13 protein-coding genes and 1 pseudogene are annotated in these 13,220 nt (G+C 63.4%); 6 read left to right on the forward strand and 8 right to left on the reverse strand.

What is annotated here, in order from left to right; all coding sequences use genetic code 11:
- Positions 1-94 precede the first annotated feature (94 nt).
- From IT40_RS13165 to IT40_RS13185, 5 genes are read left to right on the forward strand one after another with little or no spacing between them, the layout of a single operon-like run.
- Positions 95-373 carry a lipid-A-disaccharide synthase N-terminal domain-containing protein gene (locus IT40_RS13165; RefSeq protein ID WP_036755784.1) on the forward strand — a complete coding sequence of 93 codons (279 nt, stop codon included), beginning with the start codon at positions 95-97 and terminating at the stop codon, positions 371-373.
- On the forward strand, positions 370-1,935 hold the full coding sequence (locus tag IT40_RS13170; RefSeq protein WP_052095908.1) for an ArnT family glycosyltransferase: 1,566 nt from the start codon (positions 370-372) through the stop codon (positions 1,933-1,935). The genes IT40_RS13165 and IT40_RS13170 overlap by 4 nt, the downstream gene beginning before the upstream one ends.
- Positions 1,932-2,711, forward strand: coding sequence for a glycosyltransferase family 2 protein (locus IT40_RS13175; RefSeq protein WP_052095909.1), 780 nt, complete (start codon positions 1,932-1,934; stop codon positions 2,709-2,711). Before IT40_RS13170 ends, IT40_RS13175 begins: the two co-directional genes overlap by 4 nt.
- Complete coding sequence (locus IT40_RS13180; RefSeq protein ID WP_036755787.1) at positions 2,708-3,874, forward strand: nucleotide sugar dehydrogenase; 1,167 nt, start codon at positions 2,708-2,710, stop codon at positions 3,872-3,874. The genes IT40_RS13175 and IT40_RS13180 overlap by 4 nt, the downstream gene beginning before the upstream one ends.
- Positions 3,874-5,004, forward strand: a complete 1,131-nt coding sequence (locus tag IT40_RS13185) for an NAD-dependent epimerase/dehydratase family protein (protein WP_084197104.1) — start codon at positions 3,874-3,876, stop codon at positions 5,002-5,004. Before IT40_RS13180 ends, IT40_RS13185 begins: the two co-directional genes overlap by 1 nt.
- A gap of 68 nt (positions 5,005-5,072) precedes the next feature.
- Here the strand turns inward: IT40_RS13185 and IT40_RS28615 are convergent, their stop codons facing one another.
- The 3 genes and pseudogenes from IT40_RS28615 to IT40_RS30815 all read right to left on the reverse strand — a co-directional run.
- Positions 5,073-5,312, reverse strand: coding sequence for an ATP-binding cassette domain-containing protein (locus tag IT40_RS28615; protein ID WP_116171017.1), 240 nt, complete (start codon positions 5,310-5,312; stop codon positions 5,073-5,075).
- Positions 5,313-5,408: 96 nt separating this feature from the next.
- Positions 5,409-5,702 carry an ATP-binding cassette domain-containing protein gene (locus IT40_RS30810; protein WP_116171018.1) on the reverse strand — a complete coding sequence of 98 codons (294 nt, stop codon included), beginning with the start codon at positions 5,700-5,702 and terminating at the stop codon, positions 5,409-5,411.
- 342 nt (positions 5,703-6,044) lie between these two features.
- A pseudogene (locus IT40_RS30815) lies at positions 6,045-6,230 on the reverse strand (hypothetical protein); the annotation flags it as partial.
- Positions 6,231-6,516: 286 nt separating this feature from the next.
- Between IT40_RS30815 and IT40_RS28630 the strand changes: the two are divergent.
- Positions 6,517-7,173: a hypothetical protein gene (locus tag IT40_RS28630; protein WP_147307246.1), complete on the forward strand. Its 657-nt coding sequence runs from the start codon at positions 6,517-6,519 to the stop codon at positions 7,171-7,173.
- A gap of 292 nt (positions 7,174-7,465) precedes the next feature.
- Here the strand turns inward: IT40_RS28630 and IT40_RS13190 are convergent, their stop codons facing one another.
- From IT40_RS13190 to IT40_RS13205, 5 genes are all read right to left on the reverse strand, one after another.
- The gene (locus tag IT40_RS13190) at positions 7,466-9,589 is read right to left on the reverse strand and encodes a helicase C-terminal domain-containing protein (RefSeq protein WP_036755790.1); all 2,124 of its coding nucleotides are present in this window, start codon (positions 9,587-9,589) and stop codon (positions 7,466-7,468) included.
- Positions 9,589-10,692 (reverse strand): hypothetical protein, encoded by a 1,104-nt coding sequence (locus tag IT40_RS13195; protein WP_036755792.1) that lies wholly within the window; start codon positions 10,690-10,692, stop codon positions 9,589-9,591. The genes IT40_RS13190 and IT40_RS13195 overlap by 1 nt, the downstream gene beginning before the upstream one ends.
- A complete protein-coding gene (locus IT40_RS13200) occupies positions 10,685-11,266 on the reverse strand; it encodes a type I-E CRISPR-associated protein Cas6/Cse3/CasE (protein ID WP_116171020.1) in 582 nt (193 codons plus the stop codon). Before IT40_RS13200 ends, IT40_RS13195 begins: the two co-directional genes overlap by 8 nt.
- Positions 11,263-11,865, reverse strand: coding sequence for a hypothetical protein (locus IT40_RS28635; protein WP_147307247.1), 603 nt, complete (start codon positions 11,863-11,865; stop codon positions 11,263-11,265). The genes IT40_RS13200 and IT40_RS28635 overlap by 4 nt, the downstream gene beginning before the upstream one ends.
- A gap of 427 nt (positions 11,866-12,292) precedes the next feature.
- Positions 12,293-13,210: a MurR/RpiR family transcriptional regulator gene (locus IT40_RS13205; protein WP_036755796.1), complete on the reverse strand. Its 918-nt coding sequence runs from the start codon at positions 13,208-13,210 to the stop codon at positions 12,293-12,295.
- Between the last annotated feature and the right edge of the window lie 10 nt (positions 13,211-13,220).

The following is a 13,220-nucleotide window of genomic DNA, read 5'->3' on the forward strand; positions in this document are numbered from 1 at the left end:
CCTTCGTAAGCGAACCGTAATGTTGGCATCCCAGGAAGCACGCCGGAAGCCCCCGCGCCACAGCATCGGCCGGGCGGCACAAGGATGACGCACGATGACGGCAAATACCATCTGGCTCGGGATCGGCTTTCTCGGTCAGCTCCTGTTCACCTCGCGCTTCCTGGTGCAATGGATCGCCAGCGAACGCGCCCGCCGCAGCATCGTGCCCCTGGCTTTCTGGTGGTTCAGCCTTGCCGGCGGTGCGACGCTGCTCGCCTACGCGATCTGGCGGCGCGACCCGGTCTTTGCCGTCGGGCAGGCAAGTGGCCTGGTGATCTATACCCGCAACCTGATGCTGATCGGACGCGGAGCGTGCCAGGGAAAACCGGCATGATCCGTCGTCATCCGGTCGTCCTGGCCATGCTATGCACGCTGCTGGCAGCGCTGCTGGGGCTGCTGCTGCGCCCGCTGACCCCTATCGACGAGACCCGCTACCTCGCCGTCGCATGGGAGATGCACACGACCGGCAACTGGCTGGTGCCCAGCAAGAACTTCGCGCTCTATAGCGACAAGCCGCCGCTCTTGTTCTGGGCGATCAACCTCGTCTGGCTGGCGACCGGCGTCAGCGGTTTCGCCGCCCGGCTGGCGGGGCCGGGTTTCGCCTGCCTGGCCATCTGGCTGACGGCACGGCTGGCGCATCGCCTCTGGCCCGAGGATCGGGACGCGGGCGGCCGGGCGGCCATGGCCCTTGCCGGGCTCACGGTCTTTTCCCTGTCGGGCAGCCTGACCATGTTCGACGTGCCGCTGGCGACCGCGGTCCTGGCCGGGCTGATCGCACTGGACGCCGCCGGGCCGGGCGGCTGGCGGGCATGGGCCGGCTTCGGCGCCGCCATCGCACTGGGCGTGCTGATCAAGGGGCCGGTGATCCTGTTCCACTTGCTGCCCGCCGCGCTGTTTTTGCCGTTATGGAGCCGGAACGGGATCCGCTGGCGCGTCCTTCCGGCGCGCCTCGGTTTCGCGGTCGCGGTGGCACTGGGACTGGTCGCGCTGTGGCTGGTCCCGGCGGCCATCACCGGCGGTCCGACCTGGCGCGAGGCCGTCCTGTGGCATCAAAGCGCCGGGCGGCTGGCCGAATCCCTCGCCCATGCCCGGCCCTGGTGGTGGTATCTGGCCCTGCTGCCGGTCTTAGGCTTTCCGCTGTTGTGGAGCCCAGCCCTATGGCACGAAGCCCGGCAGACCTCATGGCGGCAAGACCGCGGGCTGAGGCTCTGCCTGATCTGGGCAGGCGCGGCGCTGGCGCTGTTCAGTCTGACCAGTGGCAAGCAAGTGCATTACCTGGTGCCGGACCTGCCCGCACTGGCGCTGGTCGCTGCCCGGCTCGGGCGGAACGCGCCTGGCTTCGGCCTGCAACCGGCGATCATCGCAATCGGCCTGGTCGCGCTGGCGGCGGCGGTGGCTGGGTTCGGCCCGTTGCCCCTGCGGGTGCGGATGCTTTTCGATCCTGCCAGCACCTTTCTGGCCTGGGCGCTGCTGGCAGGGACGCTGTGCTGGCTGGCGGCGCGGCAGCGGGGCGCAGCCGGCGCGATGATCCTGTCGCTGGGCCTGCTGCTGGCCACGAACCTGCTGATCGGCACAACCCGCACGGCGCAGGTCTATGACGCCGCCCCCATCGCCGCCCGACTGTCCGCACATCGCGCCGAAGGACTGGCCTTCACCGGCGCCCCCTATCATGCCGAGTTCAACTTTGCCGCCCGGTTGACCGAACCGGTCGCCGAACTGCCCGACCCGGCCGCGTTGCGGTCCTGGGCCGCATTGCATCCGCAAGGGCTGATCGCCGGCCGGACCGATCGCTTCGCCCCGCCCTGGCCTCCGCGCGAGACGATCCTGTTCCGCAATCGCGATTACGGGATCTGGTCCGTCGCGGATGCTCCCCTGGCTGAAAGGAACCCCCAATGAACAACATGCACCCCTCGGTCTCGGTGGTCGTCCCCGTCCGCGACGAAGTGGCGGCCATCAAGCCGCTGATCCACGAAATCGCCACCGCGATGGCCGACCGCGACTACGAGATCATCGTGGTCGATGACGGATCGGAGGACGGCACCGACCGCATCCTGCAAGCGCTGGCGGCGCGGATGCCGCGGCTGCGCCTGCACCACCATCCCCGTTCGCGCGGGCAATCCACGGCAATCCGCAGCGGCGTGCGGCTGGCGCGGGCATCACTGGTCGTAACGCTTGACGGCGACGGGCAGAACCCCCCCGACCAGATCCCGCTGCTGCTTGCCCCCTTCGCGACCGACCTGCCGGGCCTTGGGCTGGTGCAGGGTCAGCGGGCGGTGCGGCGCGACAGCGCGGCGAAACGGTTGGCCTCGCGCTTGGCCAATGGCATCCGGGCCGCGCTGCTGCACGACGGGGTGCGCGATTCCGGCTGCGGGCTGAAGGCGTTCCGGCGCGAGGCCTATCTGGACCTGCCCTTCTTCGACCACATCCACCGCTTCATGCCGGCGATGATGCTGCGCGAGGGTTGGCGGGTAGAAACGGTCAATGTCACCCATCGCCCGCGCCTGAGTGGCCGCTCGAAATATTCGAACCTTGCGCGCGGGCTGGTGGGCATCCCCGACCTTCTGGGCGCGGCATGGCTGATCCGCCGCTCGGGCCGCCAAGGGCTGGCCGCACCCGAACCGCCGCAGCCCCGCCCTGCCGCCCTCGGCTGCGAAGACGTGGCGCGGCCATGAGGATCGCCGTGGCGGGGCTTGGCTATGTGGGGCTGGCGAATGCGGTGCTGCTGGCGCAGAACCACGAGGTGACGGGCATCGATCTGTCGCCCGAACGGGTGGCGCAGGTCAATGCCGGGAAAAGCCCGGTCGTGGATGACGAATTGACGGACTGGCTGCGCCGCCGCAATCCGCGACTGCGGGCGACGCTGGACGGCGATGCCGCCTATCGGGGCGCGGATGTCGTGATCATCGCCACGCCCACGGATTACGACCCCCTCGCCCATTCCTTTGACACCTCCAGCGTCCGTTCGGTGATCGCGCAGGTGGCCGCCGTGAACCCGCAGGCCGCCATCGTGGTCAGATCCACGGTGCCGGTCGGGTTCACCGCCGCGCAGGCAGAGGCTTCGGGCGGCGCTCGGATCGTCTTCGTCCCCGAATTCCTGCGCGAGGGCATGGCGCTGCACGACAGCCTGCATCCCAGCCGCATCGTCGTCGGCGAGCGTTCGGACCGCGGGCGCCGCATCGCCGCCCTGTTTCTGGAAGGCGCGCTGCGCAACGATGTCGAGGTGCTGCTGACCGACCCGAGCGAGGCCGAGGCGATCAAGCTCTTCTCGAACACCTGTCTTGCCATGCGCGTGGCCTTCTTCAACGAGTTGGACAGCTATGCGCTGGCCCGCGGCCTCGACAGCCGCCAGATCATCCGCGGCGTCTGTCTCGATCCGCGCATCGGCGCGCATTACAACAACCCCTCCTTCGGCTATGGCGGCTATTGCCTGCCCAAGGACAGCAAGCAGTTGCTGGCCAATTACGGGCAGGTGCCGCAGAACCTGATCACCGCCATCGTGGATGCCAACCGCACGCGCAAGGATTTCCTGGCCGAGCAGATCATCGCCGCCGCGCCCGCCACCGTGGGCATCTACCGGCTGGTGACCAAGGCGGGCTCGGACAATTTCCGCCAAAGCGCCGTGCAGGGGATCATGAAGCGCATCAAGGCCAAGGGGATCGAGGTGATCGTCCACGAGCCCGAATTGCACGAGGATCGCTTCTTCGGCTCGAAAGTGCAGCCCGACCTGCAAAGCTTCAAGGCGGAATGCGACCTGATCCTGGCCAACCGCCACAGCCCGGCGCTGGACGACGTGCAGGACAAGGTCTTCACCCGTGACCTTTTCGGAGTCGATTGATGCGCCGCGCCCTCGTCACCGGCTGTTCCGGCTTCATCGGCTTTCACCTTTGCCGCCGCCTGCTGGCGGACGGGTTCGGCGTGGCCGGCATCGACAACCTGTCGGACTATTACGACCCCGCCCTGAAGCGGCAGCGCCAGGCGATCCTTCAGGCCGACCCGACCTTCTCGGTCGTCAACGACAGCATCGAGACCCCCGGCCTGCTGGAACGCATGTTCCGCGACCACCGGCCCGAGATCGTCGTCCACCTGGCCGCGCAAGCGGGGGTGCGCCATTCGATCGACCATCCGCGCGCCTATCTTTCCAGCAATATTGCCGGAACCTTCGAGTTGCTGGAGGCCGCGCGGGCGGTGCCGCCCCGGCACATGCTGCTGGCCTCGACCTCCTCGGTCTACGGCCCCAACGACCAGATGCCCTGGCGCGAGACCGACCCGACCGACCATCCGATGTCCTTCTATGCGGCGACCAAGAAGGCCACCGAGGCGATGGCGCATGCCTATGCCCATCTCTACGGGCTGCCGGTGACCATGTTCCGCTTCTTCACCGTCTACGGCCCCTGGGGCCGACCCGACATGGCGCTGTTCAGGTTCACCCGTGCCATCCTGCGTGGCGAGCCGATCGACGTCTACAATCGCGGTGAGATGCGGCGCGACTTCACCCATGTCGACGACCTGGTCGCGGCCATCCGTGCCCTGATCGACGCGCCGCCCCCGCCCGAAGGGAAAGAGCGAGACGAGGGCGTTTCCCCGGTGGCGCCATGGCGGGTCGTCAATATCGGCAACTCCCATCCGGTGATGCTTGGCGAACTGATCGCAGCGGTCGAACAGGCGACGGGGCGATATGCGATCCGCAACCTGCTGCCCATGCAGCCGGGGGACGTGCCCGCGACCTGGGCCGATACCTCGGCTCTGCGCCGGTTGACCGGCCTGTCGCCCAACACGGAGATCCGCAAGGGCGTGCAGGATTTCGTCGACTGGTATCTGCACTATTACCACCAGAATGCCGCCGGGATGGCCTGTCGTGGTAAGAGCACTTCCGATGCCTCACCTTCCGAAAACAGGAAGGAACAGAACCTGCTTGCCGATCCCCTCGATATCAATCGGAAGACATTTCACCGGAATCCCATATAGCTGCTCGAGATTGGAGGCCGACAGCACCGAATCCGCTGGCCCGCAGATCGTTTGCAAGCCATCGAGCATCAACAGGACATCGTCGGCATATAAGAGGCATGTTGTGGGGAATGCGTGGAAAAGAGGATTGCATGTCGCCCGTCCTCCTTCAAACGGCTGAGCACTGACAGCCGCAGGGACTGGTTGGCGAGGTCAAGCACCAAGGCCGGATCGTCCAGAACCAGCAATTCCGATCCTGTCGACAAGGCGCGTGCCAGCATGACGAGTTGGCGCTCGCCCCCCGAAAGCCGATCGAAAAGGCTGGGCATTGGCCGCTGCGTCGACGCGCTCCAGTGCCTCTTCTGCTGCGCGATAGTCCTCCCTGCCAGGGGAGCCGAACACTCCCAATGCAGCAGCGCGTCCCATCACCACAATATCCAGGCAGCGATATGACAGCGAAATTGGGAAGGACTGGGGAACATAACCGACGATCCGAGGCGCCCGCAGCGAGCCTTTCGCGACGGATAGCAACCCGCAACCGTCTTGATGAGGCTTGTTTCTCCCCGGCCGTTAGGCCCCAGAATGGCCAGACATCTTCCATTTTTGACCTGAAAGTCGACATTGCGGACGATCCATCGCTTTTTGCGTCGGAAACCGGCGTTTTCCAATTTGTCATGTCCCGATCTCCTGTCGACGCTTGCGCCGCAGAAGCAAGACATCCTGGACCACGTCGGCGGCGCTAGCCGGTCCTACCCTGCGGTGGCAATGCGCTCCAGACGGCCCCGTTGTGCCCGATAAAGCTCCTCCAGTTGCGGCGCCTTTACTCTTTCCATCCAGTGCGCCCAATGCGGATTTCGTTGACCGGATGTCCACTGGCTGTGGAATGATAACCCGATCGGTCCATATATACCTGTCTGACTTTATCAGGTTTGCCCTGGTTCGTATCGGAGGCTGCCATGCCCTTGCCGAGCAATATGGGCCTTGTCCTCCGACGATGAGGCTGCCCTTGCGGTGCGGGTGGCGCCCGAAGGTATCAAGGTCCGGCACGGGAGGGCGAGCGGTCATATGATTGTCCTGGCGCAGGATCGACAGCCGCCGCGCCAGCACGTCGCCGGGCGCTGACGGCGGACAGTGGCGACATGCAGCCACTCCACGCTGACTCTGCCCGTATCGGGCAAAGACAACCGTTTGATGATCCATGGCAGGCTGGTTTTTCCCTCGCCATTCGGTCCGATGATCGAGGTGACGCGCCCGCCGGCAGCGTGACCGCTACGCCGTTGACGACCGGGGGCGCCAAATCACCTGCTGACTCCGCTTGCGATGATCATCTGGTGGCGCGGCGGCACGTTCGGCGCCTGTAGCAAGAAAGTAGTATTGGCTGCGCGCAAGCCCGGTTCGGCGGTGGTTCGTCCTGCCCTGCGACCCAGGTTCCGGTCCCTTCCAAGAGCAGGATCGAGGCGTTGCTTGTTGCACTTCCTCACCCAGAGAAGCAATATAGCGGTCCCCAGACGCATATCGGAGAGAGACGTGGCCTTGTTTCGAATCACGGCATATCTCGGCACCCCTGTCTGCCTGGGGAAAACCTATCTCACGCTTGATGCGATTCTTTACGGGATATTGGCAGAAATGCGGGAAGTGCGGGGGGTCGATACCGATCCGATTAAGGATATCCCGCTGAGGCAAGTCGACGGCTTGTTTCTCTCAAGCCGTGCCTACTTCAATAACCCGGTCCATCATGGTGAGATAAAAACCGGCGGAGTCAGGCTGGCGAAGGATCTGGCAGATACGCCGCTGTTCTTGCAACCATCGCGTGATCGTTATTACAAGGTCAACACGACGAATGGACCCCTGAAAGCTCATCTGACCCGCTACCAATGCATTGCTGCGCAATCGGTTTCATGGATCGCAGAGGGGGAGGCGGCCAAAGTGCAACGGCTGCTCGAGTCCGCTGATGGTATCGGCGCACGCCGGAAGGAGGGTTACGGCGTCCTGCGGCGGATCGAGCTTGAATCAGCTGATGGGCTTTCTCCCCTTCTCGACGAAAAGGGCGAAGCCCGGCGTCCGATCCCGGTGCGATTTTCGGCGCATTCGGCACCGGCAACTGCCTCCCTTACCGCCGTGGATACCTGGCGACCCCCTTATTGGGATGCGTCCAACGCAGAGGAATGCCATATTCCCCGCCCCGCCTGATCTTGAGAGGGCTACGGCCCCACCGTCAAGGCAGGGCCGCAGCTTCATGGACAGGACCGCTCTGAACGACATGCCGGCAAGAAATGGATCAGAATGGTGATCGATCCCTGGGCCTCGTCGACCCCTGCTGAAATGCGGGGCTGTTCTGCTTGGTGATCATGTTCATCACACCGCCGTTTTCGACCCCGACCCGTGGTCGGGGCTAAGAGACCATCCTGCACGCCACGTCGCGCGCCACCCCGCTCTGCCGAGGGCGGAGCGCCCCCCTTTATTCCTCCTGTTGGAAACTGTTTCAAGCATCATGCGTGTTCTGACCTATCTCAAAGCGGGGCGCTGAACTGGCGATCTTTCTGAAACGCCCCGGCACTGCATTCAGCATGGCACCTGACCACGGCCTCGGCTGGTCAAGAAAAAGCATATCGGCTTCTTCCTGATTGAGCGGCCAGCGCGGATCACCGATCCAGATCTTGACGCTATCATCATGCGCCCGGATGCCACGTCCGATTCCCTGCCGCAATCGCCTGCGCGCCTCGGCCAGTTGCCTGCCGAAAACCATCGCTCTTCCCACCCTGTCCCCACCCGTCACATCCACCAGATACCGTTGCAAGACACTGTCCTCAAAGGTTTGCGGACGAATCGGGAAACGCGGAATGATCACATGCGCGATCGCATGAGGCAGGCTTACCCCCTCCCACGCCGAGGCGGAAATCCATATCGAATCGGATCTCGACAGGAACTTTGTGACGGCCATGGTCATGGGCACGCCGGAGCGTTGCGCCATGAGCCGCGGATCGTCTGGGCCGAAGAGCTGCGAAAGGGCAACGACATCCCGTATCGCGGGCAAAAGGACAAGGCTACGCCCACCCTCACGGCTTGCCGCGTCGATCATTGCCTTCCAATAAGCCAGAGCGGCATCGTCGAGTTGCGCGAACCCGTCGTCAGGATCAGCGGCCGCAAATGATGTAAAGGCGGCGGGCGCATCAAGGGAAGGCCGCGCGAAGCGCATTGTCCCGAACTGCTGAGGCGCGATCAGGGCACAGCAGGATGCGTCGATCCTTTCGGCCTCGAAACCGCAGGTCGCAATGAACCCCGCCATGGCGCGCCGCGCATCCGTGCCCTCGCCCTGCGCCAGCGTCGAAAGAGTGGCCGAGGTGAAAAGCAAGCCTTCAATCGGTGAGGCCGGTTGGTTCCAAAGCCTCTTGGCGATGATCCGTGCCGATCCGTCCGAGATATTGGCAATGCCCGGATAGCGCCGGACCGGAGAATGATAGATCACGGTCCTGGCCAGATCACCATATTCGGCCTGCCTCAGAATCCGCTCCAGTGCGATCCCATAGGTATCGAGCGCAGCAATATCATCGCGCATCGCAGCCGGAGGACGCGGATGTTCGATGCGGTATTCGCGCGTCATATGTGCGATCTGGTCCCGAAGATCCTTGATCGCCCCCAGGACCAGATCCCGCTCCGGGCCGGTCAAGCTGGTGAGGGGAACGACGTCCCTGTTGCTTCCCTTGGCCAGAAGCCGGTGGTTTTCAAGAACCGCACTGAAGCAGGCAATCGTCTCGGCGATTGTCGAGGCTTGCCCCCCATGTGCAAGCCCGCTGGCAAGGCTGCACAACCGTTGCAGCGGCACTGCCGAGCGGGTCATGTCCTCGACGATCCGCGGCAGGCGATCGGCCTCGTCCACGACAACATAGGCGTGGCGATCTTCAGCCCAGAGGAAGGGGCGAACAAAATGCCGTGCCAGAAGATGATGGTTTACAACGAGGAAATCGGCCTCGGCGCATTCCTCCAGCAATGTCTGGAAAAGCGCGCCGGTCACATGGTCCGTGCCTTCAGTGTTCAGGCCGATGAGTTCCGCCGAAAGCCAGGGATGCGACACGGTTATCCGATCCGAGAAGGCCGACAGAAGCGCATGGCGCATTGGCAGTTCGCCCCGCGCCAGCGCCATTTCACACCAGTCGATCATATCGTCTGCCAGGAGCCTGTCGCTGTCCGTGCCCAGTTCCTCGACAGCGGCGTCCAGCGCCCCCGGATCGATCACCTGCTGCTTGCCTACGCGCATCGCCGCGCGCAATTGCTTTCCGGTTATCCGGGCAAAGGCTTCGATTACGATCGGCAGATCGGTCTCGATGATCTGCCTTTGCAGGGCGACATTCGCGGTCGAGATCACGACGATGGGCCGGGGCCCTGCGGCCCGCCGGGCACGATCCAGCATCGGCACCAGATAGCCGAGCGTCTTTCCCACCCCGGTTTCGGCATCGATGAAGGCCGGGCGCCGAGCGTCGAGGCAGGCTGCAAGATGACCGGCATAGGCCAATTGCGCGGGCCGCGGCGCCGGGTCCAGCCCCCTCGCACGCAGAGCATCCGCAAGCGGGCCGTCAGGACCAAAGCCTATCCTGTCCGGCGGAACCATTATTTCGCCTGTGCTCCAATTTCGGATGCCAGGCGGAAATCGAACGCCCCTTGCTGGAACGCTTCCCGGAACGCGGACATGAATTCGACGAACCGTTCCGGCACGCATGAAAGCCCGGAGACTGGCTCGGCAATCATCGTGCCAAGCGAGACGGCATTCGCCTGCCCTATGGCAAAGGGATCGTCAGAGCGGGCGGGAGACAGGTAGGCGTCATATTCCCCGCGCAGCAGGCCATAGCCAAGGCTCTCATGCTGACCCAAGGCCGGTTTGCTTTTCATCCAGTGATTCATCGCGGCAATGAACAGGCCGGCCTCGGCAGCGGTGACGGCGCTGAGTGTAATCCTATGCTGCATCCTGACGCCGGCCGGCATCGCCTCATGCTGAAGCGGCATGGATACAGGATTTGTGCTCAGCAACCCTACCGTCTCCTCGCGTTTGGCAAGTTCGCCTAACTCGGCCTCCAGCCTGGCCACCTCCTCGGCACTGCCGTTCTTGCGGGCGGCGCGCAGGGTCGCATTCAATTCCCGCATGGCCTTCTTGTATCGGGTCCGAGCGGAGTTTGCGTTGGCCATCGCGTGCCATTGTTCAAGCGCATCGGCATCCAGCTTTTCGAAAAACGATCCGTCGCGACGTCCGTCATCGGACCGAGCCCCACCAATCAGGTCCGTCTCGACCGGACCCTCGGGTATCGCGTCGCTGATCGAGGCCCTGCTGATCATCCAGGGCGATCCTGCGCCAAACAGCGCGAGAACCGGGTTCTTTTCACGCAGGGTTATTCGAAGCTGGACGTCGAAAGATGCCTCGGATTCGCTGCCCTTGATGCCGCCGATCGCATTCTGATGCCACTGGGCAAGCGGCACCCGGTCGCCCGTCATGCCCCGCACCACCTCGACCGCCGAACGACGCAGCCGGCCACGCAGGGTCGAACCCGGAACAACCGGCCTGCTTTCGCGCAAGCCGTCCTGGTAGATCGTCCTGCGGCTGATCCGGCGAAATTTGCTGCCGTCCGCCCTCGTCACCTCGTCCGCGCTGGGAGGGATCACGCAAAAGGGCGACAAGGTTTCCAGGCTGCCGACCAGCCGGATATCCCAGAGATCAGTCAAGATCGTCTTCCCTGTTCATGATGCTGACCAGGCCGAAGCCATAGGCTTTGGCGGCACCTATTCCGGCAGTCAGGAGCGCCATCAGCGCCGGTTCATTCGTAATGGTGCCCGAGAAGGAAATCCGCCCGTAAGCCCGACCAAAGCGCTCGCGCCCGCGCTCCATGCGTGCGATCCCAATATCAGGATCAACGGAATAATCGGCCAGATCGACGGCGGGAGCAAAAACGTCGCGATAACGTGCAAGCCCTGCAAGCACCCTGTCCTTCAGATCGGATTCCTTGCGGAAAACCCTGGCCTTCATGGCGACCCATGCCGCCGCCTCGATCTTCCGCCCTGCATCGAGCATCGGCGTGGCGGCTTCGGCAACAAACCCGCGCGCAACTTCAGGAGCCGCGCCGATGCAGGCCCGCACACGGACCCATGGTCCATCCATGACCAGCGGATCGGGGGAGAACAGATAGCGCGGGCGGCCCGCTTCATATCTGTCCCCGAATAGGGCCGCGACTGCGTTCTTCAGCGGGGTCCTTTGCGACAGGTCCATTTCGGCCGGAACGCGGAGAATGTAATCCCTCATGCGGCAATTCTGCCAGCGCGCCGGGTTTCCGCCGCATATGCAGCGAGCCGGGCAAGAAACCTGTTGGCACAGCCGGGAAAGCCGTGCAGCAATGCTGCATCGGCCTTTAGCTGCCCCAGGGCAAGCCGAGCCTGAGCCCCGGAAATTAATCCGATCTGAAATTGTCGCTTTATCTCACGGCTGCGCAATACATCGCCGGCAGTAACGCCTGTTGAGGAAAACCATTCGATGGCCTCGAGAAACCGTTGGCGTTCGACTGGAACGATATGCTCGCCTTCGAAAAGCGCAGCGGCACCACCGAAAACAATAAGTTCCGCTGAAGTCGTTATTCTCCAATAATCGGCATCAGCACTCGACAGCCCTATCGAGGCCGCCAGGAAGGGAGTATCAGGCGGATCAAGGATCACGTCAATGATCCAATCCCAACGCTTTCTGGCACTCGTCGGCTGAATAGAGACATGATGGGGGAGTTCAGCTTCGGGGCGCACCGGAGCCCAAGCTTTGGCGAAGGATTCACAAATCAGGAATCGCGCCGGTTCGGAACCGCCAAGCCTGGCCCTGACTTCTCGCGCCGGATCGGAATGAGGGTATTTTCCCATCAGCGCCTTCCGCCATCCAGAAGCGCATGGCGAGAAGAACCTGCCAAACCTTCGAAACCAGAAATCCGGGGGATCTGTCAATTCACGGCTTTTTTCCTGCGCAGCAGGTCGTAGGGTATCCATATTTTTTCGCTATTCGCGGATAAGCTTGATATTTGTATCGGTTTTCTCCACAGGCCAGCCCAATCCCCCAAGAAACGCACCCCTGACCGCTGCCTGACTTCATCAGCAGCATGAAAAAATGTAGCAGTAAAGCTGCGTGACCAGCCGTATCTCTCCCAACTCATCTGGCGTTGGCAAGAACCCATAGGCGGCAGAATCTCTGGCAAGCACCTGAGAATATTATCCGTTCACACAGAGCTCGGGTTGCGGACGGAGTCCCGTGGTGCCAGCGGTGTAGCAGTTCGGGTTGCGGCTCCGGCAAATGTTACTCATTTTCGCTATCTGTGGACATAACCTGTCGGCCCGACCTCAGCATCTGTCTCAGCCGCTCCAGATCCGCCAGCGCTGCAAGGGCTTTCCCCGAGTCGCCGGAGGCGAGTCCGAGCAGAAGCATTTCGAGACAGAAGACAGTCACACCGTGCAGGGCAACCCTCTCGTTCTTGCCCCTCGGAACGGCAAGGACAACACGGGCCCGGCTGGAAAGCTCACTTTGCGCTGAATCGCTGATCAGGACCACCGGCAGGCGGAGTCGCCTCGCTTCGGCAAGGGTCACGTTGGCTTCCTTGTAAAGAGAACCATAGGCCAGGATGACGACCGCATCGCCGGACTCGAGTTCGAGCAGCTGATCCGCCAGCCCCGGTCCCGTTCGGTTAATGAGCCGCTGCTGCCTTCCCTTACGCCGGAGTCTCGCGGCGAAATATGCGGCGATATGTGCGGTGGGGCCAATCCCGAAAACGAATATCCGTCGTGCATCGTGCAGCACAGACAGCGCCTTCATAAGGTTTTCCCGAAATTCGGGCGAGCGGAGCACTTCAAGTCCCGCGGCATAGACGTCGAGCAGATCCTCAACCGCGGCATCGATCTGCTCTTCCGCATCGTCGAGGGTCCGCTTGAGATTGTCTGCCGGGGTGGTCCGCTGTCCAAGACCGGCGGCAAGCTCCCGGCGCAGTTCCTGCAAGCCCGCGAACCCCAGCGCCTGCACGGTGCGGATAACGGTTGCATCAGATGTGCCCACCGCCCGCGCGATTTCGATGGCCGATGAGGTCAGGACCGCCAGCCGGTTGGCATCGATATAGCCGGCCACCCGCTGAAACGCCGGAGACAGCCGGTCGCGGCGACGCTCATAGCGGTCGCTGAACAGATCGCGTGCCTTGCCGGTCGGTTTGCGCCTTGCTTGCACCATCGGGGAGGTA

The organism is Paracoccus versutus, from assembly GCF_000763885.1.
Lineage (GTDB): Bacteria > Pseudomonadota > Alphaproteobacteria > Rhodobacterales > Rhodobacteraceae > Paracoccus > Paracoccus versutus.